27 protein-coding genes and 2 pseudogenes are annotated in these 25,749 nt (G+C 68.7%); 18 read left to right on the top strand and 11 right to left on the bottom strand.

Annotated elements, in window-relative coordinates; translation table 11 throughout:
- Positions 1–33 precede the first annotated feature (33 nt).
- Positions 34–471, bottom strand: a complete 438-nt coding sequence (locus ACN28I_RS31040; RefSeq protein ID WP_420945533.1) for an SMI1/KNR4 family protein — start codon at positions 469–471, stop codon at positions 34–36.
- A 2-nt stretch (positions 472–473) separates the two neighbouring features.
- Complete coding sequence (locus tag ACN28I_RS31035) at positions 474–1,745, bottom strand: HNH endonuclease (RefSeq protein WP_420945532.1); 1,272 nt, start codon at positions 1,743–1,745, stop codon at positions 474–476.
- 541 nt (positions 1,746–2,286) lie between these two features.
- Between ACN28I_RS31035 and ACN28I_RS31030 the strand changes: the two genes are divergently transcribed.
- Positions 2,287–3,261 (top strand): NADP-dependent oxidoreductase, encoded by a 975-nt coding sequence (locus tag ACN28I_RS31030; RefSeq protein ID WP_420945531.1) that lies wholly within the window; start codon positions 2,287–2,289, stop codon positions 3,259–3,261.
- A gap of 35 nt (positions 3,262–3,296) precedes the next feature.
- Here the strand turns inward: ACN28I_RS31030 and ACN28I_RS31025 are convergent, their stop codons facing one another.
- Positions 3,297–3,794 (bottom strand): DUF6968 family protein, encoded by a 498-nt coding sequence (locus ACN28I_RS31025; RefSeq protein WP_420945530.1) that lies wholly within the window; start codon positions 3,792–3,794, stop codon positions 3,297–3,299.
- A 67-nt stretch (positions 3,795–3,861) separates the two neighbouring features.
- On the opposite strand from ACN28I_RS31025, the gene ACN28I_RS31020 reads away from it, so the two are divergent.
- The 3 genes from ACN28I_RS31020 (at position 3,862) to ACN28I_RS31010 (ending at position 5,264) form a co-directional block, all read left to right on the top strand.
- Positions 3,862–4,491: a YigZ family protein gene (locus ACN28I_RS31020; protein WP_420945529.1), complete on the top strand. Its 630-nt coding sequence runs from the start codon at positions 3,862–3,864 to the stop codon at positions 4,489–4,491.
- A gap of 267 nt (positions 4,492–4,758) precedes the next feature.
- On the top strand, positions 4,759–4,971 hold the full coding sequence (locus ACN28I_RS31015) for an addiction module protein (RefSeq protein ID WP_420945528.1): 213 nt from the start codon (positions 4,759–4,761) through the stop codon (positions 4,969–4,971).
- Positions 4,968–5,264 carry a type II toxin-antitoxin system RelE/ParE family toxin gene (locus tag ACN28I_RS31010; protein ID WP_420945527.1) on the top strand — a complete coding sequence of 99 codons (297 nt, stop codon included), beginning with the start codon at positions 4,968–4,970 and terminating at the stop codon, positions 5,262–5,264. Before ACN28I_RS31015 ends, ACN28I_RS31010 begins: the two co-directional genes overlap by 4 nt.
- Before the next feature lie 376 nt (positions 5,265–5,640).
- Here the strand turns inward: ACN28I_RS31010 and ACN28I_RS31005 are convergent, their stop codons facing one another.
- Both ACN28I_RS31005 and ACN28I_RS31000 read right to left on the bottom strand, forming a co-directional pair.
- Positions 5,641–6,144 (bottom strand): serine/threonine protein kinase, encoded by a 504-nt coding sequence (locus tag ACN28I_RS31005; protein WP_420945526.1) that lies wholly within the window; start codon positions 6,142–6,144, stop codon positions 5,641–5,643.
- Between the two features lie 125 nt (positions 6,145–6,269).
- Positions 6,270–7,151 (bottom strand): DUF2381 family protein, encoded by an 882-nt coding sequence (locus ACN28I_RS31000; protein ID WP_420945525.1) that lies wholly within the window; start codon positions 7,149–7,151, stop codon positions 6,270–6,272.
- Positions 7,152–7,269: 118 nt separating this feature from the next.
- Here ACN28I_RS31000 and ACN28I_RS30995 point away from each other — a divergent pair, with 118 nt between their 5' ends.
- Positions 7,270–7,650 carry a hypothetical protein gene (locus ACN28I_RS30995; RefSeq protein ID WP_420945524.1) on the top strand — a complete coding sequence of 127 codons (381 nt, stop codon included), beginning with the start codon at positions 7,270–7,272 and terminating at the stop codon, positions 7,648–7,650.
- Positions 7,651–7,666: 16 nt separating this feature from the next.
- Here the strand turns inward: ACN28I_RS30995 and ACN28I_RS30990 are convergent, their stop codons facing one another.
- Positions 7,667–8,254 (bottom strand): Uma2 family endonuclease, encoded by a 588-nt coding sequence (locus ACN28I_RS30990; protein ID WP_420945523.1) that lies wholly within the window; start codon positions 8,252–8,254, stop codon positions 7,667–7,669.
- An 85-nt stretch (positions 8,255–8,339) separates the two neighbouring features.
- The gene (locus ACN28I_RS30985; RefSeq protein WP_420945522.1) at positions 8,340–9,323 is read right to left on the bottom strand and encodes an SDR family NAD(P)-dependent oxidoreductase; all 984 of its coding nucleotides are present in this window, start codon (positions 9,321–9,323) and stop codon (positions 8,340–8,342) included.
- Between the two features lie 229 nt (positions 9,324–9,552).
- Here ACN28I_RS30985 and ACN28I_RS30980 point away from each other — a divergent pair, with 229 nt between their 5' ends.
- Positions 9,553–10,977, top strand: a complete 1,425-nt coding sequence (locus ACN28I_RS30980; protein WP_420945521.1) for a phytoene desaturase family protein — start codon at positions 9,553–9,555, stop codon at positions 10,975–10,977.
- 12 nt (positions 10,978–10,989) lie between these two features.
- On the opposite strand, the gene ACN28I_RS30975 is transcribed toward ACN28I_RS30980, so the two are convergent.
- Positions 10,990–11,538, bottom strand: coding sequence for a hypothetical protein (locus ACN28I_RS30975; protein WP_420945520.1), 549 nt, complete (start codon positions 11,536–11,538; stop codon positions 10,990–10,992).
- 267 nt (positions 11,539–11,805) lie between these two features.
- Here ACN28I_RS30975 and ACN28I_RS30970 point away from each other — a divergent pair, with 267 nt between their 5' ends.
- From ACN28I_RS30970 to ACN28I_RS30955, 4 genes are all read left to right on the top strand, one after another.
- A complete protein-coding gene (locus tag ACN28I_RS30970; RefSeq protein ID WP_420945519.1) occupies positions 11,806–12,321 on the top strand; it encodes a hypothetical protein in 516 nt (171 codons plus the stop codon).
- A 20-nt stretch (positions 12,322–12,341) separates the two neighbouring features.
- Positions 12,342–12,836, top strand: a complete 495-nt coding sequence (locus tag ACN28I_RS30965; protein ID WP_420945518.1) for a hypothetical protein — start codon at positions 12,342–12,344, stop codon at positions 12,834–12,836.
- Positions 12,837–12,899: 63 nt separating this feature from the next.
- The gene (locus tag ACN28I_RS30960; RefSeq protein ID WP_420945517.1) at positions 12,900–13,424 is read left to right on the top strand and encodes a hypothetical protein; all 525 of its coding nucleotides are present in this window, start codon (positions 12,900–12,902) and stop codon (positions 13,422–13,424) included.
- A gap of 202 nt (positions 13,425–13,626) precedes the next feature.
- Positions 13,627–14,841: a hypothetical protein gene (locus ACN28I_RS30955; RefSeq protein ID WP_420945516.1), complete on the top strand. Its 1,215-nt coding sequence runs from the start codon at positions 13,627–13,629 to the stop codon at positions 14,839–14,841.
- Between the two features lie 215 nt (positions 14,842–15,056).
- Here ACN28I_RS30955 and ACN28I_RS30950 read toward each other — a convergent pair whose 3' ends face one another.
- Entirely contained in the window at positions 15,057–15,356 is a 300-nt protein-coding gene (locus ACN28I_RS30950; RefSeq protein WP_420945515.1) for a hypothetical protein, read from the bottom strand.
- Between ACN28I_RS30950 and ACN28I_RS30945 the strand changes: the two are divergent.
- From ACN28I_RS30945 to ACN28I_RS30925, 5 genes and pseudogenes are all read left to right on the top strand, one after another.
- Positions 15,277–15,636, top strand: a pseudogene (locus ACN28I_RS30945) (HEAT repeat domain-containing protein); the annotation flags it as partial. The gene ACN28I_RS30950 and the pseudogene ACN28I_RS30945 sit on opposite strands and share 80 nt — an antisense overlap.
- 271 nt (positions 15,637–15,907) lie before the next feature.
- On the top strand, positions 15,908–16,435 hold the full coding sequence (locus tag ACN28I_RS30940; RefSeq protein ID WP_420945514.1) for a hypothetical protein: 528 nt from the start codon (positions 15,908–15,910) through the stop codon (positions 16,433–16,435).
- 237 nt (positions 16,436–16,672) lie between these two features.
- Positions 16,673–17,890 (top strand): hypothetical protein, encoded by a 1,218-nt coding sequence (locus tag ACN28I_RS30935; protein ID WP_420945513.1) that lies wholly within the window; start codon positions 16,673–16,675, stop codon positions 17,888–17,890.
- Positions 17,891–18,184: 294 nt separating this feature from the next.
- On the top strand, positions 18,185–18,898 hold the full coding sequence (locus ACN28I_RS30930; protein WP_420945512.1) for a HEAT repeat domain-containing protein: 714 nt from the start codon (positions 18,185–18,187) through the stop codon (positions 18,896–18,898).
- Positions 18,899–18,946: 48 nt separating this feature from the next.
- Positions 18,947–19,474: a hypothetical protein gene (locus ACN28I_RS30925; protein WP_420945511.1), complete on the top strand. Its 528-nt coding sequence runs from the start codon at positions 18,947–18,949 to the stop codon at positions 19,472–19,474.
- 116 nt (positions 19,475–19,590) lie between these two features.
- Here ACN28I_RS30925 and ACN28I_RS30920 read toward each other — a convergent pair.
- Positions 19,591–19,860, bottom strand: a pseudogene (locus tag ACN28I_RS30920) (type II toxin-antitoxin system death-on-curing family toxin); the annotation flags it as partial.
- A gap of 71 nt (positions 19,861–19,931) precedes the next feature.
- A complete protein-coding gene (locus ACN28I_RS30915) occupies positions 19,932–20,138 on the bottom strand; it encodes an AbrB/MazE/SpoVT family DNA-binding domain-containing protein (protein ID WP_420945510.1) in 207 nt (68 codons plus the stop codon).
- Between the two features lie 250 nt (positions 20,139–20,388).
- On the opposite strand from ACN28I_RS30915, the gene fdh reads away from it, so the two are divergent.
- The 3 genes from fdh to nrfD are packed head-to-tail and all read left to right on the top strand — an operon-like array spanning position 20,389 to position 25,671.
- On the top strand, positions 20,389–23,649 hold the full coding sequence (gene fdh, locus ACN28I_RS30910) for a formate dehydrogenase (protein WP_420945509.1): 3,261 nt from the start codon (positions 20,389–20,391) through the stop codon (positions 23,647–23,649).
- A gap of 5 nt (positions 23,650–23,654) precedes the next feature.
- Positions 23,655–24,455, top strand: a complete 801-nt coding sequence (locus ACN28I_RS30905) for a 4Fe-4S dicluster domain-containing protein (protein ID WP_420945508.1) — start codon at positions 23,655–23,657, stop codon at positions 24,453–24,455.
- The gene (gene nrfD, locus ACN28I_RS30900) at positions 24,448–25,671 is read left to right on the top strand and encodes an NrfD/PsrC family molybdoenzyme membrane anchor subunit (RefSeq protein ID WP_420945507.1); all 1,224 of its coding nucleotides are present in this window, start codon (positions 24,448–24,450) and stop codon (positions 25,669–25,671) included. The genes ACN28I_RS30905 and nrfD overlap by 8 nt, the downstream gene beginning before the upstream one ends.
- Positions 25,672–25,749: the final 78 nt, after the last annotated feature.

Raw genomic sequence — 25,749 nt, 5'->3', positions numbered from 1 at the left:
GGCCGAGGCATTCGAGCGACTTGCTCTTTGGAATCAACCGTCGGACAGATTGCTCAGGAACTCACTGAAGCCGTCTGCCACGGCGGAGATGGACATCTCCACCGATACGAGGGCGATCCGCGGAGAGCCAGGAGAGGCCCTGTAGTCGAAGCAGAGGAACTCTCCGCCAGGAGTGAGCGCGAAGGGGAAGAGCCCCGCTGGAACGAAGGGCTTCAAGATGCCGTACACCCTGCGAATGGAGTATTCCTCCCGCTCCTCATCCGTGCTGAGCGTCAGGAGGACGCAGAAGACGTCCCTGCCCGCGCCGGCCTTGAAAGCGGAAGGCTCGGGAGTCATTCCCTGGTGCGACAGGACGAGGCTCCTGTAGTCCATCGGAAGCCTCACGCCCCATTGCTGCTCGAGGATTTCGAGGTCTCGCGGATCCGCGGGACGAGGCGCGTCCCACACGTACGGCTCCCATCGAATCACCATGGCTATGGGCCTCCTCCCCAGATGGCCATTCCCCCGGTGTGAGGAGCAGCGAGCTGATGGGCGCGGGTCAGAATGAGCTGCATCCTCCCAACATCCTGGTGATGGTGCCATGTATACCCATCTGGGGCCTTGATGGATGTAGCCAGTTTTTCGATATCTTCAGGGCCCAGTCCGAGGAGCCTCCCCAACGCAGGGTCTTGTCTGATCGACGAGGCGAGCTTCTGATTCGCCGCTTTGTAGTGCGCGAGGCGATCCCTGCTACCCATGTGGATATCGTCCAGGAGGGTCTCGAACTTTGAGTCGAACTCGGGGAAGCCATCCTTGTCGAACTTGATGGTGGTCTTGCCGTCGGAGATCGTCTGCCCCGCACGGTTGCGCCCCAGATTGATGATGGGATTGGGCGGATTCCTCGTGTTCTTGTACGGGATGAGCCGGCCATCACTGGTGAACCTGGGTCTGCGCCATGGCTCGATGGACTGCAGCCGGTAGCCGCTCGGAGCGGGGGACGGAACGCTGCTGGACTGCCCCGTCCCTCGCGAAGCCATGGCAAGCGCCCCCGGCGCCAGGCTCAACGTGAGGGAACCTTGCGCGATCCCCACGGTCACCGCCCGCACCTCGGCGACTGCCGTCAGATTGACGCCCATCTGCATCTCGGCCGTCACCGCCGCCCGCGAAAAGCCCGGCAGCCCCGGCCCCTTCATCACCAGGCTCGCTGTCGACCCCATGGCCGCAGCCGCCAGCATCACCAGCACCCGTGACGACTTCTCCCCCAGCATCCGTCCAAAGCGCTCGGCCACTTCCCGCAGTTGCACGAAGGTGTGCGCACGCGCGGCCTCCTGTTCCAACCGCCCCCAGCCCTCCAGCAAGCCCCACACCACGTCCAGCCCCAGGTAGCCCACCAGATAGCAGGTGAACGCCATGGCCACGACCTTCATCGTCGGCTCCGGGATGAGCAACACCGCCAACACACCGGCCAACGTGGACATGACCGCCACCTCCAGCGCCTCCCTGCTCACCATCCCCTCCACCGCCAGCACCGCACCTTCCCACACGGCGCCCATGGCGAGGTGAAGCGCCAGTGTGCGCCTCGCCTCGAGCCCGAGGTAGGGGCCCTCCACCAAGAGAGAAAGACAGTCGCCCACGCTGCCCCTCCGCTCGCACCAGCGCAGGTAGCTGCGAGTGAGTGCAGCCTGCTCGTCTTCCGCCCCAGGCCCACCCATCGAGAGGAGCTCCACGCGATTCACCGGGCGGGGAGGTAGCTTCAGGCCGTCCACCAACCGCACCAGGGCCGCCTCGAGCTGCGCCTGAGTCACCTCGACGGGTGCCCGCCTGGGCGGTGCGAAAAGGATGAGGGGCGGGCCGTCTCCGCTCTCCAGACGCACTTGTATGTGGCTACGCGGACTCGAAGGAAAGGGGGGCACGCTTCGGGGCGGTGCCTGGCTGGCATCCGTCGCACATGCCGTTACCAGCAGCAGACACAGCCACGGCGTCCAAATGGGTTTGGAGTGCATTGCTGATCGGGAAGAATGACCGCACGAGGATTCGAGCACGTGCCAGATCCTCGGCACCACAGTAGGGCGATGAAGCGGATGACCGTCTCCGCGCAGTCCGAGCAGGTAGAAACCACGGAGAAGGATGAAGCGGATGGGCGAGAAGCGCTACCGCATACCGGCCCACCTTCCCCGGGTGGAGCAGGAGCTGCAACGCAGCCGCTTCAACAGCACCCGCTCCCCGTGCGGCCTGCCGGGCCCTGCCGGGGCCCTGGGGAGTGCCCATCCTCTGCGTGAACCGGCTTCACCCAGAAGGAGTCTCACCATGGCCCCCTCCATTCCCGACAAGATGAAGGCCGCGGCGCTCGACCGCTTCGGCGGCCCGGAGGTGCTCGGCATCAAGACGGTCCCCGTGCCCACGTGCGGGGACGATGAAATCCTCATCCGCGTCGAGGGAGCGGGGGTGGGTGTCTGGGACTCCCTGGAGCGGGAAGGGGAGATGGCCGGGATGATGGAAGGCACGCCCCAGTTCCCCTACGTGCCCGGCACCGACGGCGCGGGGGAGGTGATGGCCGTGGGCAGCAACGTGCGGCGCTTCAAGGTGGGGGACCGCGTCTACGCCATCGCGTTCCTGAGCCCCAAGGGAGGCTTCTACGCGGAGTTCACCGTGGTGAAGGAGAAGCACGCGGCACGCATTCCCAAGGGGATGAAGGTGGAGCAGGCGGCGGCGCTGGCGGCGGACGGCGTCACCGCGCTGCAAGGGCTCGAGGACCAGCTGCGGCTCCAGGCGGGGCAACGCCTGCTCATCTTCGGTGCGAGCGGAGGAGTGGGGCACCTCGCGGTGCAGCTCGCCCGGCGCCTGGGAGCCCGGGTGCTGGCGGTCGCCTCGGGCGAGGACGGGGTGGAGCTGGCCCGCCGGCTCGGCGCGGAAGCGGTCGTCGAGGGCCACCACGGGGAGGTGGAGAAGGCCTGCCGGGACTTCTCACCGGACGGGCTCGACGCGGCGCTGGTGCTGGCGTGCAATGACCGCTGCCTGAGCGCGCTGAAGCACGTGCGCCAGGGCGGCCGCATCGCCTACCCGAACGGCGTGGAGCCCATCCCCCAGGGCCCCGAGGGCGTCGAGGTCATCGCCTACGACGGCGTCCCCAGCCAGAAGACGCTCGAGCGGCTCAACGAGCTCATCGAGGCGGGGCCCTTCCACGTGGAGATCGGCCATGTCTACGCGATGGAGGAGGCGGTCCGGGCCCAGAAGGAGGTGCTCCAGCACCACCTGGGCAAGCTGACCCTGCGGATCCACTGAGCTGGCAGCAGCTCTCTGGCGCCACGGCCCTGGCGCTACGGCAGCTTCGCCCGGCGAGTGCCGGGCGTTCTCCGTGGGGCCCGGGTCCGCGTCTGCTCGCGCTGCCGCCGCTTGCGCTCCGCTTCGCTCTTGCGCGTATGGGCGGCGAGCTCACGGTCGATCATGCGTTCCAGCTTTCGCAAAAGTGCCTTGGGAAGAAACTCCGGGTACGTCCTGGGAAACCCCAGGTAGCCGTCATCACTTCCCACCCAGCGGAGGTCACCCTCGGCTCCCTTCACCAGGTCTCCAGCAGCTCGGATCGCAAGCTGCAGCGCCTGCATCGAATCGATCCCCCAGAGTTCGAACAGTTCCTTCTCCCCCGAGTGGACCCACTCCACGCTGCACTTGTAGTTACCGGTTCGTGAATCCTTGACCGGTGCACGGACGCGGATGGAGGCACGCGGACCCGAGCCGCCAGCGCTCTCGAACCGGCGCTCCGCCATGATCGGCCCAGAGGGCCTGGTCCCGCGCATCAGTCGAGTCATCGTGGGCATGGCGTGAGCCTCTCAGCTTCCGAAGGAGTTGGAGTAGAAGTCTCGACACTGCCAAGAGCGTGGGTCCATGTCGAAGAACGCGCGTTACCGCATACCGGCACGCATCCACCGGGTGGAGCAGGAGCTGCAACGCAGCCGCTTCATCACCACAGTGGCCCCCGCGCCGACGGTGGAGGAGGCCAAGGCGTTCATCGCCCGTGTCCGCGACGAGTTCCCCGATGCCAACCACAACTGCTGGGCGTACGTGGTGGGCCCTCCCGGCTCCACGGGCATGGCGGGAATGAGCGATGACGGCGAGCCGCACGGGACCGCGGGCCGGCCGATGCTGACGGCCCTGCTCCACGGCAACGTGGGAGACGTGGCCGTCGTCGTCACCCGCTACTTCGGCGGCACGCTCCTGGGCAAGGGCGGGCTGGTGCGGGCCTATACCGGCTGCGTCCAGCAGGGCCTCGAGCACCTCCCCACCTCCGAGCGCGTGAGCAAGGCGCGCCTCTCCGTTGAAATCGAGTACCCGAGCGTCGATGGCTTCCGCCGGATGCTCCCGGCCCACGAGGCGGAAGTCGTCTCCGAGGAGTACGCCGCCACCGTGGGCTATCAGCTCCTGATTCCCGTCACCCGGCTGGAGGCCTTCCAGAAGGCGCTGCTCGACCTGACCAACGGGCAGGCCTTGATGGAAGTGCTCGACCCTGGGGAGTGAAGGCATCCGCAAGCCCCCTCGATTCAACGGGCTGCTCGAGGGTGCCATGAGTCCATCGGGTCAGGCCGGGGCGAGACAGGCTTCTTCGTAGCCCCATCGTTCCTGGGACTCGCCTTCTTCCAGGGTCTTTCTCAACACCACCAGGTCCACATCGCCGGGGCTGCCTCACGGGAAGGGCTGCTCGGTGGGAGTGTAGGAGCACACTCGGGGGCCTGCTTCGGGTGGTGCCATGATGGATGTCGGCGCTACATTGGGCTCATGGCACGCATGACCGTCTCCGATCTCCTGCACTTGAGTGTGGCCGAGCGCATCCAGCTCGCCGAAGACCTGTGGGACAGTGTCGCCGCGCACCCCGAGCAGGTGGAGACCTCCGAGGCCCAACTGGCGGAACTCGAGCAGCGGCTGGCCGAGTTGGACGAGAACCCCGAGGCGGGTGAGTCCTGGGATGTGGTCAAGACACGCATTCTCGACTCCCTGTGAAACGCCCGCTCGAGCTCCGCAAACCCGCGCGGGCCGACATCACGGATGCGGCCCGCTGGTATGAGCAACAGGACAAGGGACTGGGTGCTGAATTTCTTCGGGCTCTCGATGCATGTTTTTCGAGCACCCAACGCAGTCCGGAGAGCCACGCTCGCGTCCACCCACGTGTGAGACGAGCACTGCTCCGCCGCTTTCCGTATGGAGTCTTCTACGTCGTGGAGGAGCAACGCATCAGCGTCATTGCATGTCTCCACGTCCGTCGCCGGCCAGGTGCGTGGAAGGCGAGGACTTGAGCACTCCGGGCTCCACGGAGAAGCGCTACCGCATACCGGCTCCAGACCGCGCTGCTCGACCTGACCAACGGGCAGAAGTGCTCGACCCAGGGGAGTGACGGCGTCAGGTCCAGGACTCGGGCAGCAGGGGTGGCTCGCGGTTTGATTTCCCGGGCGGCCCGCCGATGATGACGGGCATGACCGGATGGATCATCTCAGGGCTCGTCGCCTTCGGGCTGGGTTGGCTCTTGAGGCAGAGAGATCGACAGAGCCCGGCTCGCGGAGAGATCGACAACAGGAAGCTGACGCCCTTGCAGGTCTTGTACAGCTGCCTGTTGGCCTATCCCTTCTGCCTTCTCGTCGTTTTCCTCCATCGCTCTCTGTCCTGAGCGAGGTCTCACTTCTTCAACCGCTCACGCACTTTCGGCGGCAGATCATTGATGTCCCGGTAGATGTACAACCGGCCAGGCGGCCGGGAGGGATCGATCTCGCCGTAGCGCGCGACCAGCCTGACGGCGGCGACATTGTCCGGGATGATGGCCACGCCCCTGGGAGACGCCGGATCCTTCTCCTGCCCGCCGCTGTCATCGGCCTCGGCGCAGATGGGCCTCCGGCTCCCTCCAGGAACCTGGATCGCGTCATAGCGGACGATGACCATTTCGCCCCCCGTCCAGACCTGCCCGAACAGCCGGGTCCTCCTGGGCAATTGCCTGTAGGGCTCGTACAGGTAGCCCACGACAGGCCCCTCCACCAGGCGCGTCTTGCCGCTCTCGCCCCACCGCTCATCCATGATGACCGACATGGACTCAATCGACGCACTCGGCCCGATTCCCATCTCCGCCATGGCCTCGAGGGCCTCGCGGGGGCAGTCCTGGGGCAGGGGAGTTCCATCAGGACTCACACGGACGCCGGAGCATCCGGAGCACAGCGCGGTCAGCGCGCTCAGTACGAACAAGTAGAGACTTCTCCTCGGGAACATGGCTGTGGGCCTCTGCGTGGAGAGCTGGCACGGGAAGGCGCCAAAGCTCAAAGCTTCGCACCAGAGTAGCAAAGCTGCCAGTTGGGCCCCTCCGGTCCCAGAATCTGGACGTCGTAGCGTTCCTTGTCCGCGGAGGGCGGCGTCCGGGTGACCAGCACGACCCGCCCACTTCCTCCGGGCGGGAGGATGGATGGCCGGGCACGGACGATGACGGGCAGGGGCTCCCGAGCCGGGCCATGGAGGATCCCCGCCCCATCCGGTGTCCAGTTCACCGTGCGGTGACGGTTCGTCACCAGGAAGACGTAGGCCGAACGGCCGGCGAGGCGCACGAACCAGAGCAATGCTCGGAGTTCCGTATTGGAAACCTCAAGGGGTTTCTCCTTCAGCAAAGAGGAGGAGGCCTCGTCGTCGAGCAGCAGCACCGCGAGGGCGACGTCGGGATTGAACTCGTCGTCACGGTAGCGCGCGAGCTCGACTGCGGATCGCGCGTACCGAAGCTTGAGCGCCTCATGCTCGGCACTCACCTTCTCAAGAGCGGCCCGCAGCGCTCCGGGTGAGAACGGATGGAGGAACACGTCCACCTGCGCATCCGCCAGGGCGGGAGGACTCGGGACGAGCACGAAAGTCAGGCTCGTGCCGTCCATCCGCCGGACCTGGAGGTGCAGGCGTGGCCATAGCCACGCGCCCGCCGAGGGGTGGAGCAGCAACAACCGGCCGGAGACGTCCAACGATTCGAAGAGAGATGGGCCCTGCTCCTGGAGCCGCGTCCCAGCCGGGTCGAGCTCGGATTCGAAGCGCACCAACGTGGGGACGTCGGCGGCGATCCGGATCTCGGCCAGGTGGCCCGGTGGTAGCTCGGAGAGAACGACGTGGCGCCACGACGTGGGCTCCGCCTGCGTGACACACGGCAGCAGGAGGGGCAGAAGCATGACAACGACCCTGGATACCAGGGTGGGAGTGCAGGAGTGCATGCCCGGTGGATTCTATTCCACGCACCACCTCGAAGGTAGCTCGATGACTCCAACTTGTGGGATAGGTACGGGTGATATGGATTCCACGTGGGAAGACCTCCTGAACTCCCTCGAGACACTGGACGGGCGGCACACGCGCGAGCCGGAAACGGTCGCCACCATCGAGACCGCAGCCCTGGCGCTCCACTTCATCCGGCGCATCGGCCGGACGAATGACTTCTGGGAGTTCGTCAAGGCCTTCAACAACGAAGAGGCCTGGCCGAAACCCCTGCGCTCCTTCGCTACCCGGGACGAGGCTCTGGCCTGGCTACGAACCCAGCCAACCCTCCCTTATGAAACAGTGCTGGAGGTCGCAGGCGCTCGCCACAGCGTCACACGCGTGCGCGACGGAGAGTGGGTCCTCATCCGCTCCCCCACGATCGAGGAACTGGAGGCGATGGAAGAATCGGAGGAGTGAGCATCACTCCAAGGCATCAGGGTCCGGGTGCTGGCGTGGACCCGGGCGACCAGAGCCACCCCAGGTCCAGCGGCTCGGCGTCGAATGGCTCGGCACGGACCACGTCCTCGCCTCCGTGGCTCGCAGCGAGCTTCCAGCGCTTCTTCCCGCGACGGTAGACTTCCAAGGTACGGGCCCTCGGGTCCACCAGCCACGCGTGGCTCACGCCCTCCTGGTGATAGAGGGCCAGCTTGCGCCCCCGGTCCAACGCCGCCGTCGAGGGCGACAACACCTCGCAGACCCAGTCGGGCGCCAGGTCGAAGAAGGGCTCATTCCGCTCAAGCAACCCGGGAGCCCGTTCGTAGCGCCAGCCCGCCAGGTCCGGCACCAGCACCTGTCGGCCGAAGTGTAGCTCCGGCTCATCCACGAACCACCAGCCATCCGGCCCTCGCCTCCTTACGCCGAAGGCGCGCCCCAGCTCCACTCCGAGTTCCGAGGCCACCCACGCATGCCATCTCGCCGGCCGTGGGAATGCCCACAGCTCGTCATCAATGATCTCCCCCACCCATCCGGGCGGCAGAGCCTCGATGTCCTCGTAGGTGGCCGGACGCTTTCCCTTCGCCATCGCTCCTCCCCGTGCAGGCCTTCCCGCCTGACTGCTCACATTCTACAGGAAGACTTGACGAGAGAGGTAGGGTCCCCGCGTCCGCTCAGCGTGCCGCGCGAGCCAGTCCCGCCACGCCCAGCACCACGCCGCCCACCAGCGCGGCGAGGCCCGCCGTCGCCGACAGCCTCTTCCACAGGGGCGTCGGAGGCACCGGTCCGTACGGGCCCACGCCCTGCGCCACCGGCTGGAAGAGATTGCCCTCGGGCCGATCGACGGGTTCGTCCCGCATCTGCATCCGCGCGCCGAACCGGCCCATCAGCGCCTTGCCCACCTTCGGGAAGAGCGCGTTCACCCACAACAGCAACCGCCCTCCGAGGAACACCGGCACCACCGTCCTCCCCGGCCTCAGCGCGCACCGCACCACCGCTCGCGCCGCCACGTCCGGGTCATACGTCGGTGGCACCGGCTTGGGCGCCAAACCAAACATCGTCGGCGCGTGCGTGAACATGTTCGTCGCCACCGAGGGCACCAGCACGTTCGACACCTGGATGCCCGTGCCCACCAACTCCATCTCCAGGCACTTCGCCCACCCGAGCGTCGCGTGCTTGCTCGAGCTGTACGCCGCCAGCAGCGGCGCCGAGCCCTTGGACAGCATCGACTGCACGTTGAGGATGTGCCCGCTGCCCTGCTGCTTGAAGTGCGGCAGCACCGCCCTCGCGAAGCGCATGAAGCCAAACACGTTGATGTCGAAGGTCCGGATGAGGTGCTCCCACGGCAGCTCGTCGAAGAAGCCGTACGACTGCACCGCCGCGTCGTTCACCAGGATGTCCACCCGGCCGTAGTGCGTCACGCACTCGCGCACCACCTGCTCCACGTCCGCCAGCACCGTCACGTCTCCGGGTACCGAGATGCACTCCACGCCCTTCTCGTTCAGCTCGTGGCGCAGCTTCTCCAACGCCTCCACCCGGCGCGCGGTGATGCACAGCTTCACCCCCGCCTCGCCCAGCCGCACCGCCGCCTGCCAGCCCACTCCGCTCGACGCCCCCGTCACGATGGCGACCTTGCCCTTCAGGTCCTGGCAAGCCATGTCCTCTCCCCCGTTTCCCGGGCCCCGCGGCGGGCCTCTCGAGCAGCACTCCCGCCGGGAGGATGGGAATTCCCGCCCCCTCCGCGCACCCCGTCCCCCCCGCCCCACGTCTGCCCGCCCGGGTTCCGTGGTGCCGGACGACCTCGGACGTCCACTGGTGAACGCCACCCGGCGGCAGCTCCCTCATGTCCCCATCAGGTCGGGTGAAGCTGCACAACCTATGAGCTCCATGCTCGATGCCGTCGTGGTGGGCGCCGGTCCCAACGGGCTCGCCGCCGCCATCTCCCTGGCTCGCGCGGGCCGCTCCGTGCGTGTCTTCGAGGCCGGCCCCACTCCCGGCGGTGGGGCCCGCTCCGCCGAGCTCACCCTCCCCGGCTTCGTCCACGACGTCTGCTCCGCCATCCACCCGCTCGCCGCCGCCTCGCCCTTCTTCCGCCAGCTCCCCCTCGATGCCCATGGCCTCGAGTGGGTCCACCCCGAGGCGCCCCTCGCCCACCCGTTGGACGAGGGCACCGCCGCCGTCCTCGAGCGCTCCCTCGAGGCCACCGCCCAGGGGCTCGGTCACGACGCCGAGCGCTATGTGAAGTGGATGCGCCCCATGGTGCGCGCCTTCGATGACGTCATGGCGCAGATGGCCGACCCGCTCCGCCTCCCCCGCCGTCCCCTGCGCCTCGCCCGCTTCGGCCTGCGCGCCCTGCGTCCCGCGCACTCGCTCGCCTCGCACGCCTTCCGGGGGCCCCTCGCGCGCGCCCTCTTCGCCGGCTCCGCCGCGCACTCCTTCACCGCCCTGGAGAAGCCCTTCACCTCCGCCTTCGGGATTCTCCTGCTCGCCTCGGGCCACGCCGTGGGCTGGCCCTTCCCTCGCGGCGGCACGCAGAAGCTCGTGGATGCGCTCGTCAGCTACCTGCGCGTGCTCGGCGGTGAGGTGGTGACGGACCACCGCGTGCACAACGTGGATGAGCTGCCCCGCTCGCGCGCCGTGCTGCTCGACGTGACGCCCCGGCAGCTCGTGAAGCTCGCCGGACACCGGCTGCCTCCGGCCTACGTGGAGAAGCTCCAGCGCTTCCGCTACGGGCCCGGCGTCTTCAAGGTGGACTGGGCCCTCTCCGGCCCCATTCCGTGGATCGCCCCCGCCTGCGCCCGCGCCGGGACCGTGCACCTCGGCGGCACCCTGGAGGAGATCGCCGCCAGCGAGGCCGCCGTCTCGCGCGGGGAGATTCCCGAGCGCCCCTACGTGCTGCTCGCCCAGCACACGCTCTTCGACCCCAGCCGCGCCCCCGCGGGCCAGCACACCGGCTGGGCCTACTGCCACGTCCCCAACGGCTCCACCGAGGACATGACGGAGCGGATTGAAGCCCAGGTGGAGCGCGCCGCCCCCGGCTTCCGCGCGCGCATCCTCGCCCGCCACACGCGCTCGCCCGCGCAGTACGAGGCCTACAACCCCAACTTCATCGGCGGCGACATCTCCGGCGGCGCCATGGAGGGCGCGCAGCTCTTCGCCCGGCCCGTGGCCCGACTCGTCCCCTACGCCACGCCGGACCCGCGCCTCTTCCTGTGCTCGTCCTCCACGCCTCCGGGCCCCGGCGTGCACGGCCTGTGCGGCTTCCTCGCCGCCCGCGCGCTGCTCGCCAGCGAGGTGTGGCGCAAGGGCTGAGGAGGCTCGCCCTCACGCAGACGGGCGCGGAGAGCCCGATACCGTCGGCGCCCGCTTCAGCATGTAGAGCGCCGTCAGGACGGGGTACAGGAACACGAGCGACCACAGCACCATGCTCCCCAGGCCGGATGGGCGGCCCGCCTCCAGCAGCCGCGCCGCCATCACGAGCGTCTTGAGGGGAAGCAAGAGCACCGCGGCGATCAACCCCGCCCGGGGGCGGCGCAGCGTGACGAGCCCGGCGAGCCCGAGGGCCCCACTGAGCGCGAAGGCGAGCACGGTCAGCCCCCACCCCAGCCGCTCCGGACGCACGAGCTGCAGCACGCCGTCCCCGAGCAGGTGGACGAAGCACGCCAGCAGCAGGCTGTAGGCCCCGCCTCGGACCCACGTCATGGGATGCCCCTGGGAGCCTGGCACCGGACGGCCATCGAGCTCGACGAGCAGCAACTGCAACCCGCCCTTGTGGAGCCTCACCCCGAGCTGGCGCCCATCCGGGAGACGCCACAGCTCGCCGTGTTGCAAGGACTCCTTCCCCAGGCTCTGGCCCACCTGCACGCCGTCCACCGAGGCCCACAGCCCCTCGTAGTGGCCTCGCCAGGAGAGGCTCGAGCCGCTTCGGCCCGCCCTCCTCCAATCGGAAACGTCTCGTGCGCATGAAAGGCCCCTGATTTCCCGCGGCGCACTCTACCCCGGCGGGCGCTTCTCTCCCCCTCCCGGGCGCCTAACCCCTTGAAATCCGGGCAGGCCTGCGTCGGGAAACCAGGCCTCATCAGGATTTCTCTCTTTTTTTGGGATGGCCGGGAATTCGGGGCCTCTTCTTATTGGAGCCCCATGAACCGACTGCTCATCCCAGGAACGCTGAAGCCCCTGTTCGCGCTCGCCGCGCTGGCCGTGCTCGTCCCCGCCACCGCCCCGGGCGCCCGCTTCGTCGGCGCACCGCTCGCCGGCACGGCCGCCATCCCCAGTGCCACCGTCAAGCTCTCCGGCGGCTCGTGCGGCTCGACTCCCCTCACCACGGGCGTCACCGGCTCGCTGTCCTGGAACGTGGTCATCAACACCCCGAGCACCCTCTGCTACACGGCCATGACGGGTGCGCAGAACGTGGCCCGGCACACCTTCGCCGACGGCTACACGTTCCGGCTGCGCTACTTCAACCGCACGGCCCAGACGTATGACCGCACGTGCGACCGCTGCAACATCGGCGCGGCCGGCGACGCGGGCATTCCCGCCGGCTCCGTGCAGCTCCAGCGCGACAAGTCCGGCACCTTGGATACCTCCTGGTTCGCGGGCTACACCCAGCCCGGAGAGTTCCTCTCCGCGGGCGAACTGACCGGCTATCTCGACTGAGCCGGACCAAAGGACACCCCATGCTCAACACGCGGAAGACCCTCACGGCGCTGGCCTCGATGGCGCTCATCCTCCCCACGGCCTCGGCCGGAACCACCGTCACGGCGCCGCACCCCGGCACGGTGACGGCCACCACGTACTACCCGAGCGGCTCGTTCCACGGCGCGGTGGACATCTCCAGCGGCCGCTGCGGCTATTGGGGCGTCTCCTCCCCCTTCGCGGGCTCGGTCTACTGGAACATCACCATCCGGAGCACCCTCCAGACCTGCACCACCCCCACCGACAACGTGGCGGTGCACACCTGGGCGGACGGCTGGTCGTTCCGCATCAAGAACTTCCTCAAGACCGCGGCCTCGATCGACAAGACGTGTGACCGCTGCGAGCTCGGCAAGGAAGGCGTCCACACCCACATGCAGCAGGCCAAGAGCGGCACCTACGACACCTCCTGGTACTCGGGCTACACCACCCGGGGCGAGGTCATCGACTCCGGCGAAGTCATTGGCGTCCTCGACTAGCACCAGGCTCCAGGAAGCACCCCCCACACGCGAGCCGGTGAACCGGCGCGAGAGGCATTCCCGATGCGTCACACGATGAAGATGACCCTGGCCGCGCTGGCTTCCCTGGCGCTCGTCCCCGCGGCGGTGACCGCGCACACCGTCAAGTCGCCCTTCCCGGGCACCATCACCGCCACCACGTACTACCCGAGCGGCGGGTACCACGGTGCCATCGACGTCTCCAGCGGCCGCTGCAACTACTGGGGCGCCGAGACGGCCGTGGTGGGCTCGGTCCACTGGAACGTGACCATCAAGACCACCGGCGTCGTCTGCAACGGCAACGGCTACGAGAACGCCAACACCGCGGTGCACACCTGGGCGGACGGCTGGAAGTTCCACCAGAAGCACTTCATCAAGACGAGCGACTCGTATGACCGCACGTGCGACCGCTGCCAGGTGGGCAACGAGGGCGGCACCGGCCAGGCCACCGGCCCCCACGCCCACCTCATGCAGGAGAAGAACGGCACCAAGGACACCTCCTGGTACTCGGGCTACACCACCCGGGGCGAGGCCGTGGACCGCACCGAGACCCTCGGCGTCCTGGACTGAGCCGCCGCTGATTTGAAGTGCGCCCACCCCCCCGGGGCGCCGAGGCCCTTCGTGAGGACCCGATCCTCACGAGGGGCCTCAGTTTTTCCGGGTATTTTCATACTGGCGGTGAATCGCGGGATGTGGAAATTCACCCGATATTCGCGGATTAAATCATTTCTTGGGATGGCGGTAAAATCGCGGCCTCTTCCTGGATGGAACCATGACTCCAGAATCCCCCCATCGCTCCGCGTCCCCCCCGATCCCTGACCCGGCCCGCCGCAGGCCGAAGATCGCGATCGCGCTCGGCGCCGTGGCCCTGCTCGCGGCCGTGGCGCTGCTCTCCCGCGGCTCTCCCGAGGACAGCGGCAAGCCCGAGGAGGGCCAGGCCGCGGCGAAGGGCCGCCAGCCGTCGGGCCCCACTCCTTCCAAGGCCGGGCACACCGGCCAGGGAGGGCCCGTGCAGGCCGAGTCCAAGCCCAAGCAGTTCAACAGCACCGTCTGCTGGGAGGACCTGGAGCGCTTCAACGAGTCGGTGACGCTGGAGACGTTCCGCGAGTGGGCCAGGCCGCTGCTCGCCGTGAAGGATCCGCTCGTCCGCGACTACCTCATGGCGCGGCTGGGCGAGCTCATCGGCGAGGACGAGGGCCGCGCCAGTGAGGTGCTGGACTGGGCGCGAGAGGCCTCGCCCGCGGAGTTCAAGCTGTTCATGGGCGGCCTGCGCAACGCCAAGGCCCTGCCGAAGATGGCCGCGCAGCTCACCGCGCTCGGGCTCGACGAGAAGCTCGACCTGGGGCGGCGCGCGGGCTTCCTCGACGAGCTGCAGCGCATGCCCCGGCTGGAGCCCGCGGCGCTCGACAAGCTCGCCACCTTCGCCCAGGACGCCTCCTCGGGCGAGGCCGGCTGGGTCACCACGCGCGCCATCGGCCGGGTGATGCAGGCGGACCTCAAGAAGAGCGGCAACTTCAAGCCCTACCTCGACAAGCTCCTCACCATCGGCACCCAGTCGGCGGACGAGAATGTGCGCTACCTCGCGGCCGAAATGGGGATGAGCGCCGATGCGCCGCTCGACACGCGGGCCATGGAGCGGCTCGGCGAGCTGCTGGCCACCGAGGGCAGCGAGGACGTCCGCATGATGGCCGCGCACGAGCTGTCCATGTCCGAGGACAAGGCCCGGGCGCTGGAGCTCTACGGCAAGAACTTCGCCATCGAGAAGGACCTCTGCGTGCGCTGGGCCCTGTTCCGCTTCGCGGCGCGCACCGCGGGCAAGGACGCGCTCCCGGTCATGGCGGACATGGCCATGACGGACCCGCGCTTCCAGGGCATCCACCAGGAGTTCGAGAAGCTCTACGCCAGCGGCATCGTCGACTTCGACCGCATCTGGTTCTCCCTGCCCACGGACGATCCCTTCGGCTGCCTGGACCGCCACGAGGAATGAGCTCCCGGAGCCCCCCCCATGACACGCGCCTTCCTTCGTATGAACGTGCTCCCCACCCTGACGCTCACCGTGAGCCTGCTCGCGCCGGCCCTGGCCTTCGCGCAGCAGTCCGCCCCGCGCGAGGCCCCCGCCCTCCAGGCCACGACGTGCTCGGTCGAGGGGCTGATGGACTCCATCCGCCGCGGGATGAGCTCCAAGTCCGAGGCCTACAAGCTCTACTTGCGCACGCTGCTGCGCGAGTCCGCCGTCAACCTGCCGCGCGCCGAGCTCCAGGCCGCCTTCGAGCGCGAGTATGACCCCGTCATGGTGGAGCACCTGGCGGCGGCCCTGGTGGCGCGCACCGAGCGCGGCCTGGAGGACGATGCCTTCCAGGTGGTGGCGAAGCGGGCGCTGGAGGACCGGGACCCCGGCCTGCGCGCCGCCACGGTCCGCGCCATGCGCCGCACCGGCGCGCTGGAGCGCAGCGGGGAGATGTTCGAGCGCCTGGTGAGAGATCCCTCGCCCGAGGTGCGCATGGAAGCGGCGACCAACCTCGTCGAGGACACCACGCACGTCTACGGCGGGCACCATGGCCCGGCGGCGGACACCGCGCTGGCGGCGGCCGCGGCCTCGGATGACCCGAAGGTGACGGCGAAGGTGCTCGGCCAGCTCATGACGGGGAAGATCAGCTCCGACTCGGCGCGCACGCTCGAGCGGCTGCTGGGCAGCGACTCCGCCGAGGTCCGCGCGGCGGCGTCCACCGCGCTCGGCGGCGTGCCCGTGGCGGAGATGGCCAACGCCCGTCAGGCGCTGACCGGCATGTACCGCGACGAGAAGGACCCCGCCGTCCGCAAGGCCATCCTCCAGAGCATCGCCCGGCTCGGCTTCTCCGGCGCGGTGCCCGAGCTTCCAGCGGTTGCGCGGCATCGACCCGGGCATGGCGCCGGAGATCGACAGCTGGATTCGAGTCCTCAACAGGAACCACCAGGATTGGAGCCTGATCCTGAGGGAGAAGCAGCGGCAGCAGCAGGCTCGGTAGCGAAAAACCCCCCCACTGGGGCCGGTCCACCGGTCCAGAGGAACAACGATGCGCAAGGCAATGAAGACGACGCTGGCAGTCCTGGCTTCCCTGGCGGTCATCCCCGCGGCCGCGACCGCGGCGATCCGGGTCGGCTCGCCCTTCCCGGGCGACGTGACGGCCACCACGAACTACTCCAGCGGCACCTTCCACGGCGCGGTGGACATCTCCAGCCGCAACGCCTGCGGCTACTGGGGCGTGGAGACGGGCGTGTACGGCTCGTACTACTGGAACGTCACCATCCGCACCACCGGCGTCGTGTGCTACGGCAACGGCAGCGGCAACCAGAACGAGGTGAAGCACACCTTCGGCGACGGCCGCGTCATCCGCCAGTGGCACTTCCTCAAGGAGCCCACCTCGGTGGACAAGACCTGCGACCGCTGCCAGATCGGCGACGAGGGCGGCACGGGCAACGTCACCGGCCCCCACACCCACATGCAGGTCGACCGCAGCGGCAGCAACCTCACCGGCTGGTACTCCGGCTACACCACCAAGGGTGAGTTCCTCGACCGCGGCGAGACCGTCGGCTACCTCTAGTCGTCAGCGCCGCTCGGGAGGCGGGCTCCCCACAACCAGCACGGCCCCGGGCGCCGAGACCCCTCGCGAGGAGCTGCTCCTCACGAGGGGTCTTCGTCTTTCAGGGCCTTCACGGACCGTGCGTGAATATCGGGAAAGGCTAAATTCCCTCGATATTCCCGGTTTAAATTATTTCTTGAGATTACGGTAAAGTCCGGGCCTCTTCCCAGATGGAACCCCTCGCTCGGGCCAACAGCCATGACCTCCGCATCTCCGACTCCCCCCTCCTCCTCCCCGTCAGGCACCTCGAGCCGGCGCAAGCCGCTGCTGGTGGCCGGAGCCGGCCTCGTGGCCCTGCTGGCCGGCGTGGCGCTGATCGGCCGCGGTGGAAGCGAGGAGCGCCCCGCTGAGACGGATGCCGCCGCCGCGAACGCCCCCGCGAAGCAGGGCCCGGCGAACAAGAAGGGCTCCTCCGCCCCGGCCGCGCCCCTGGCCCCGGCCGAGGAGGCCAAGGCCCCCCAGTTCACCTCCACCATCTGCTGGCAGGACATCGAGCGCTTCAACGCGGGGGTGAGCATCCACAACTTCCGCGAGTGGGCCGAGCCCCTGTTGAACTCGCGGGACGGGCTCGTCCGGGACTTCCTGAAGGAGCGCCTCGTGGAGCTCATCGGCAAGAACCCGGCGAATGCGCTCGAGGTGCTGGAGTGGTCCCGCGAGGCCCAGGGCAAGTCGTTCGGCATCTACCTGATGGCCGTGAGGGACTCCGAGGCCGTGCACCAGCCCCAGGTGGCCACGCGGCTGCTGGACATGGGCCTGGACAACAGCATCCCCGCCGAGCGGCGCGCGGGCGTCCTCTCCGCCCTGGACACGCAGAAGCGGCTGGCGCCGGTGGCGCTCGACAAGCTGACGAACTTCGCCAATGACCCCGTCGCCGGCGAGGCGGGCTGGGCCGCGGCCCGCACCATCGCGCGGGTGATGAAGCGCGAGCACAAGCAGAACGCGAGCATCACCCCCTACATGGACAAGCTGCTCACCATCGGCGCCCAGTCGCCCGACGAGCAGATCCGCTACCTGGGGCAGATGATGCCCATGCACGCCGCGCCCCTGCTCGGCCCGGAGGAGACCGAGCGCTTCGCCCAGATTCTCGTGGGCGAGGGCAACGAGACCGGCCGGGACGCGGCGGCGCACAACCTCTCCCTGTCCCACGACAAGCAGCGGGTGCTGAACCTGTTCGCGACGACCTTCGAGAAGGACCCATCCCTGTGCGTGCGCTGGGCGCTCTTCCGCTTCTCCGCGCGCACCGCCGGCAAGCGCGCCCTGCCCGTCATGGCGAAGATGGCCGCCTTCGATCAGCGCTTCCAGCCCGTCTATCAGGACTTCGAGCGCATCTACGCGAGCGGCACCCTGGACTTCGTCCGGGTCTACAACAGCCTGTCCAACCAGGATCCCTTCGACTGCCTGGACCGCCACGAGTGAGCACGGGAGCCCCCATGAACCGCACCAAGACACTCCGCACCCGCACCCTCCTGCTCGCGCTCACGTTCAGCCCGCTGCTGCCCGGCGCGGCCCTGGCCCAGGTGGCCGCCCCGGGCCCCGCGCTCCAGGGAGGGAGCTGCTCCGTCGAGGGCCTGATGGACTCCATCCGCAACGGGCTCAAGTCGGACTCCGAGGCCTACAAGAAGTACATGCGCACGCTCTTGCGCGAGTCCGCCCCCACCCTTTCCGACAGCGAGCCTCCGGGCCGCGTTCGAGCGGGAGACGGACCCGGTCATGGCCGAGCACCTCGCGGCCGCCCTGGTGGCGCGCACCGAGCGCGGCGCGGACCCCGAGGCCATCAAGGCCGTGGCGAAGCGGGCCATGGAGGAGCGCGACCCGGCCGTGCGCGCCGCCGCTGTCCGCTCCATGCGGCGCACCAGCGCCCTGGAGAGCACGGACGGCGCGTACGAGAAGCTGGTGCGCGACGCCTCGCCCGAGGTGCGCATGGAGGCCGCGACGAACATCGTCGAGGACATCCAGAACGTCTACGCGGGCTACCACGGCCCGGCCTCGGACGCCGCGGTGTCGGCCGCGGCCGCCTCCACGGACCCCAAGGTGACGGCGAAGATCCTCGGCAACATGGACACCCAGAAGATCAGCGCCGAGTCGGCCGGTAGAATCCAGTCGCTGCTGCGCAGCGATGATGCCGAGGTCCGCAAGGCGGCGGCGCTCGCGCTGGGCGGCGTGCCCGCGGAGCAGATGGCCAGCGCCCGGCAGTCCGTGCTCGCCATGTACCGCGACGAGCAGGACACCGGGGTGCGCAAGGCCCTGGTGCAGAGCCTCGCCCAACTGGGCTTCATCGGTGCCATCCCCGAGCTGCAGCGGCTGCGGAGCACCGACCCCAGCCTGGCGCCGGAGATCGACGCGTGGATTCGAGTTCTCAGTCTCGACCTTCAGGAGTGGAACCTGATCCTGAGGGAGAAGCAGCGGCTGCAGCAGGTTCCGTAGACGTCCACCCCCCCCGAGGGCCGTGAAGCGGCTCGAGAGGAAAAAACGATGCGTAAGACGATGAAGCTGTCCCTGGCTGCCCTGGCTTCCCTGGCGCTTGTCCCCGCGGCCGTGACCGCGCACACCGTGAAGGCGCCGTACCCCTCCACGGTCACCGCCACCACGTACTACTCGAGCGGCTCCTTCCATGGCGCCATCGACGTCTCCAGCGGCACCTGCGACTACTGGGGCGTGGAGACGGGCGTGGTGGGCTCGGTCTACTGGAACGTGACCATCAACACCACCACCCACTACTGCGGCAAGGGCAACGGCAGCGGCAACCAGAACCAGGCGCTGCACACCTGGGCGGACGGCTGGCAGTTCCGCATCTGGCACTTCAACAAGACCGCCTCCTCCGTGGACAAGACCTGCGACCGCTGCCAGGTCGGCGACGAGGGCTCCACCGGCAACTCCTCCGGCGCCCACACCCACATGCAGCAGACCAAGAGCGGCACCTACGACACCTCCTGGTACTCCGGCTACACCACCAAGGGCGAGGCCGTGGACCGCACCGAGACCCTCGGCGTCCTCGACTGATTCGAGCGGTTCCCGCTGAAGCATGACCTCGGCCAGGGAGCGGATCCACCCGGCTCCGCTTCCCGGCCGGTTCCCCGTTGGAACCGGCGTCCTCGGCTGAGCCGCCCGCTCCGCGCTCACTCCCCCGGCGCGTCCCCGCCCCCGATGCGCCGCAGGGCCTCCGTCACCTCGGACTTCGTCTTCTGGCCCGCGGCGACGGCCATGGTGAGCTCGTACAGTTCCTCGGAGCCCCGCGTCAGGGTGATGCCGTTGAACTCCAGGAACACCAGCGCGGAGAGCAATCCCACCCGCTTGTTTCCATCCACGAACGGGTGATTGCTGACGATGTGGAAGAGGTAGGCCGCCGCCATCTCCCACAGCCCCTGGTGCACGTACTCGCCGCCAAATGTCGCCTGGGGTTGGGCGAGCGCGGACTGAGGAAGTCCGGCGTCATTTCGCCAGCTTCCTCAGGGTCTCGTCATGTGCGTCCATCATCTTCCCGGTGGCCTCGCGAACCCGTGAACGCCGCTCCTCTTTCTTGTCGCGCACGGGCCGGATGATGAGCGTCTGCCCATCCGTCTCGAGCTTCCAGGGGCGTGTCCTTGTCGATGCGCAACAGCTCGAGAATGGGCTTGTCGATGATGAGCCCCAGGCTGTTGCCAATGCTGGTCAGCGTCTTGGTCATGGCACACGCTCCACGAGAGGATGTTATAACAGTGTTATAACGCACGATTCCGCCCGGTACCCTCCCCCCGGGGGCTTTCCCCCTTGAACGACGGAGGGCTCCTCTCCCGGAGGGCGAGGGGGAGATGGTGTCTGGTTGGCTGCTCTGGGGGCGGGTTCGAATGGACCGCGGTACAGGCCTCGCCCCCTCGCTTCCCCTTGCTGGCGTCCCCATCTTGCTTCCGGAGTCACTTCACTCCCGGAGGCGCCCCTTGGGATTCTTCGACCTGTTCTCTCGCTGGCCGCTCATCCGTCAGCTCCGGGAGAAGGACTCCACCGCGCTCGGTGAGACGGCCATGTCCGAGCGCAGCCGCCAGCTCGAGCCGCGCACCGTCCACGCCGACAAGACCGTCCAGTCCATCTGCCCCTATTGCGCCGTCGGCTGCGGCCAGAAGGTCTACGTCCAGGACGGCCGGATTCTCGACATCGAGGGCGATGAGGACTCGCCCATCTCCCGCGGCCGGCTCTGCCCCAAGGGCGCCGCCACCTTCCAGCTCGTCACCGGCAGCCACCGCCTCGACACCGTCCTCTACCGGCGCCCCGGCTCCATGCAGTGGGAGCGCATCCCCCTGCACAAGGCCCTCGACATGGTCGCCGAGCGCGTGAAGCAGGCGCGCGACGCCACCTGGGAAGCGGAGAGCGGCAACGGCGAGACGCTCCACCGCACCCTGGGCATCGCCCACCTCGGCGGCGCCACGCTCGACAACGAGGAGAACTACCTCATCAAGAAGCTCTTCACCGGCGGGCTCGGCATCGTCCAGGTGGAGAACCAGGCCCGAATATGACACTCGTCCACGGTGCCCGGTCTGGGCATCTCGTTCGGCCGCGGCGGTGCCACCACGTTCCAGCAGGACCTGGCCAACGCGGACTGCATCCTCATCATGGGCAGCAACATGGCCGAGTGTCACCCCGTGGGCTTCCAGTGGGTGATGGAGGCCCGTGAGCGCGGCGCCACCCTCATCCACGTGGACCCGCGCTTCACCCGCACCAGCGCCATGGCCGATGTCCACGTGTCCCCGCGGCCGGGCTCGGACATCGCGTTCCTTGGCGGCCTCGTCCACTACATCCTGGAGAACGAGCGCTACTTCCACGACTACGTCGTCCACTACACCAACGCGCCCGCCATCCTCCGCGAGGACTTCCAGGACACCGAGGAGCTCGACGGCCTCTTCAGCGGCTACGACCCGGACACCGGCAAGTACAGCCCGCACACCTGGCAGTACGAGAACATGGATGGCGTGGTGCCCGCCGCCGGCCACAAGGAAATCTTCAGCGCGCCGGGCGCCGGTGGCCACGGCAAGGTGCGCGGCAAACACATCACCGAGGTGCCCCGGGACAAGACGCTCCAGCACCCGCGCTGCGTCTTCCAGGTGCTCAAGCGCCACTTCGCGCGCTACACGCCGGACGTCGTCTCGCGCATCTGCGGCGTCCCCCAGGAGCTCTTCCTGAAGGTGGCCCGGACGCTCTGCGACAACTCGGGGCGCGAGCGCACCAGCGCCTTCTGCTACGCCGTGGGCTGGACGCAGCACTCGGTGGGCGTGCAGTACATCCGCACCGCCGCCATCATCCAACTGCTGCTCGGCAACATCGGCCGGCCCGGCGGCGGCATCATGGCCCTGCGCGGCCACGCCTCCATCCAGGGCTCCAGCGACATCCCCACCCTCTACAACCTGCTGCCCGGCTACATCCCCATGCCGCACGCGCCGGACGCGCAGCGCTTCGACCAGTACCTCCACAACAACGAGTCCGCCAGCGGCTGGTGGAGCGAGTTCCCCAAGTACGTCGTCTCGCTGCTCAAGGCCTGGTACGGCGAGGCCGCCACGAAGAAGAACGACTGGGGCTTCCACTGGCTCCCCAAGCTCACCGGGGATCACTCGCACATGACGACCGTGGCCAACATGGCCGACGGCAAGCTCAAGGGCTACTTCGTCATGGGCGAGAACCCCGTGGTGGGCTCGATGAATGGCGCCCTCCAGCGCAAGGCCTTGCAGAAACTCGAGTGGCTGGTGGTGAACGACCTCACCCTCACCGAGACGGCCGAGTTCTGGCGCACCGCCCCCGAGGTGGTGCGCGGCGACGTGCGCCCCCAGGACATCAAGACCGAGGTCTTCTTCTTCCCCGCCGCCGCGCACACCGAGAAGGACGGCACCTTCACCAACACCCAGCGCCTGCTGCAATGGCACCACAAGGCCGTCGAGTCTCCCGGCGAGGCACGCAGTGACTTGTCCTTCGTCTTCGAGCTCGGACGCAGGCTCAAGAAGCTCTACGCGGACTCGCGGGAGGAGAAGGACCGTCCCCTCCAGGCGCTCACGTGGGACTACCCGGTGAAGGGCCCGCGCGAGGAGCCCGACGCCGAGGCCGTGCTCAAGGAGATCAGCGGCTACACCGTGGCGGACGGCCAGCCGGTGCCGGGCTTCACCGAGCTGAAGGCGGACGGATCCACCGCGTGCGGCTGTTGGATTTATTCGGGCTGCTACGCGGACGGGGTGAACCAGCCGGCGCGCCGCAAGCCGGGCCGCGAGCAGACGTGGGTGGCCTCGGAGTGGGGCTGGGCGTGGCCCGCCAACCGGCGCCTCCTCTACAACCGCGCCTCGGCGGACCTCGAGGGCCGCCCCTGGAGCGAGCGCAAGAAGTACGTCTGGTGGGACGCGCAGCAAGGCAAGTGGACGGGCGCGGACGTGCCCGACTTCATCGCGGACCGGCCGCCCTCGTACCGCGCGGACAAGGGGGACCAGGGGCTGGACGTCATCTCCGGAGATGACCCGTTCATGATGCAGGCGGACGGGAAGGGCTGGCTGTTCGCGCCGAGCGGGATGATCGACGGCCCGCTGCCCACGCACTACGAGCCGCTGGAGTCACCCGTCCCCAACTTCCTCTACGGGCAGCAGTGCAACCCGGCGCGCCACGAGTGGCGGCGCAAGGACAATCCCGCGCACCGGGCGTGGGGAGACCCTCGCTACCCGTACGTGCTCACCACGTACCGGCTCACCGAGCACCACACGGCGGGCGGCATGTCGCGCTGGCTGTCGTGGCTGAGCGAGCTGCAGCCGGAGATGTTCGTCGAGGTGTCTCCGGAGCTGGCGGACGAGGCCGAGCTGGAGAACGGAGGCTGGTGCACGGTGTACACGGCGCGCGGGGAGGTGGAGTGCCGGGTGCTGGTGACGGAGCGCATCCGCCCGCTGCAACTGGACGGCAAGCGGGTGCACCAGGTGGGCCTGCCGTACCACTGGGGCTACACGGGACGCGTGCGGGGCGAGAGCGCCAATGACCTGATTGGCTTCTCGGGGGACCCGAACGTCTCCATCCAGGAGTCCAAGGCCCTCACGTGCAACATCCTGCCCGGCAAGCGCAGCCAGCACCGGCGCGCGGCCTTTGGCTGGGAGCCGTGGCCGCTGCCCCCGGGCGTGGTGGAGGTGCCGAGGGACCACGAGGGCGCGGGTCCGCCCGAGCAACCGTCGCAGGAGAAGGAGTAACGCCCATGGGACAGAAGGGCTTCTTCACCGACACCACGCTGTGCATCGGCTGCAAGGCGTGTGAGGTGGCCTGCAAGCAGTGGAACCAGTTGCCGGATGACGGCTTCCGGCTCACCGGCATGTCGTATGACAACACGGGGCACCTGGGCGCCTCCACGTGGCGGCACGTGGCCTTCATCGAGCGGCCGGTGCCACTGCCCACGCAGACGGTGGGGCTGCTGGACTTCTCGTGGTTGATGGCCTCGGACGTGTGCAAACACTGCCAGCGGGCCGGGTGCCTGGAGGCGTGCCCCACCGGCGCCATCATCCGCACCGAGTTCGACACCGTGTACGTGCAACCGGACGTGTGCAACGGCTGCGGCTACTGCGTGGCGGCGTGCCCCTTCGGTGTGGTGGACCGGCGCGAGGACGACGGGCGCGCGTGGAAGTGCACCCTCTGCTACGACCGGCTGGGCGAGGACATGACGCCCGCCTGCGCCAAGGCCTGCCCCACCGCCTCCATCCAGTTCGGCGACGTGGACGAGCTGCGCGAGCGGGCGCAGCGCCGGGTGGAGCAGCTCCATGACAAGGGATGGGAGCAGGCGTACCTGTACGGCGCGGACGCGGAGAGCCAGCCGGGCACGGGCGGGCTCAATGCCTTCTTCCTGCTCGTGGACAAGCCCGAGGTCTACAACCTGCCGCCGGATCCGGTGGTGCCGACGATGAAGGGCCGGGAAGCGTGGGCCTCGATGGGCTGGGGGGCGCTGGGCATGGCGGTGGTGGCGCTCGGGGCGGTGCTGTTCGGACGGGAGGTGGTGCGTGGGTGACATCCGGCCCGAGGACCTGGAGAAGCAGCGGGACGGGCGCAACATCGACACGCGGCTGGGAACGCTGTCCGGCGAGGGCGCGCAGCAGCGGGTGAAGGCGCTGGAGGAGGCCCATCCCTCGCGTGAGCCGTTGCGGACGAGGCCCTCGGACTCGGGGGTGTCCGCGGAGTCACCGAGCTATTACGGGCAGCCGGTCCTCAAGGAGCCCGTGTGGATCTGGAGCATCCCGCTGTACTTCTACGTGGGCGGCGTGGCGGGCGCGGCGAGCGTGCTGGGCGCGGCGGCGGATGCGGTGGGCGGGAAGCGGCTGGAGGGCCTGGGGCGCCGGTGCCGGTGGGTGGGCACGGTGGGGGATGTGGTCAGCTCGGGGCTGCTCATCTACGACCTGGGACGGCCCGAGCGCTTCCTGAACATGCTGCGGGTGTTCCGTCCGACGTCGCCCATGAGCGTGGGCTCGTGGGTGCTGGTGGGCTCGGGGGCGATGAATACCGCGTCGCTGTTGTTCGCGGGCCGGCGCGGCTGGCTGGGGCGCGCGGGAGAAGGCGCGGCCATCGGAGCGGGACTGCTCGGGCTGCCGCTCGCCGGGTACACGGCGGTGCTGCTGGCCAACACGGCGGTGCCCCTCTGGCAGGCCACGCGCAAGTCCTTGCCGCTGTTGTTCATGTCCTCGGCGGTGGCGGGCGCGGGGAGCCTCATGGAGCTGCTGCCGCACTTCCGCCGCGATGAGAAGGTGCTCCACCTGTTCAGCTCGGTGGGCAAGGTGGGCGAGCTGATGGCGGGCGTTGCCGTGCAGCACGACGCCTCGCGCCTGGAGGTGCTGGAGCGGCCGCTGAAGCAGGGGCCCTCGGGGACGCTGTGGAAGGCGGCGAAGGTGTGCACCGCGGCGTCGCTCGTGCTGGGACTGTGGCCGGGACGCACCCGGTGGATGAAGGTGGCGGGGGCACTGCTGAGCACGGCCGGAGCGCTCGCGACACGCTTCGCGGTGTTCCGCGCGGGCAAGGTGTCGGCGGGAGATCCACAGGCCACGTTCCAACCGCAGCGCGAGGGAATGGGCGCCGCGGAGGTGACGGGGCATACGCACGCGTCGGATGGGAAGCCGCTGAAGTTCCCGCTGCCGGTGCTGCGCGAGGAGCCGAGGGCACCCCAGACAGCGTCCCCCCTGGCGCCCAGAGACGAGGCGGAGCAAGCATCAACCGTCGCTCCTCCGCTCCTGTGAGTGCGAGCTGATTTCAGGAGCAGCTCCGGGCCGCACCCGGAGTGCCTGCGGCGTCCATGTCCTCCTTGGTAGCATGGC

This window comes from Archangium gephyra (assembly GCF_049060025.1).
GTDB lineage: Bacteria > Myxococcota > Myxococcia > Myxococcales > Myxococcaceae > Archangium > Archangium gephyra_A.
This window is presented reverse-complemented; position numbering and strand designations above follow the sequence as displayed.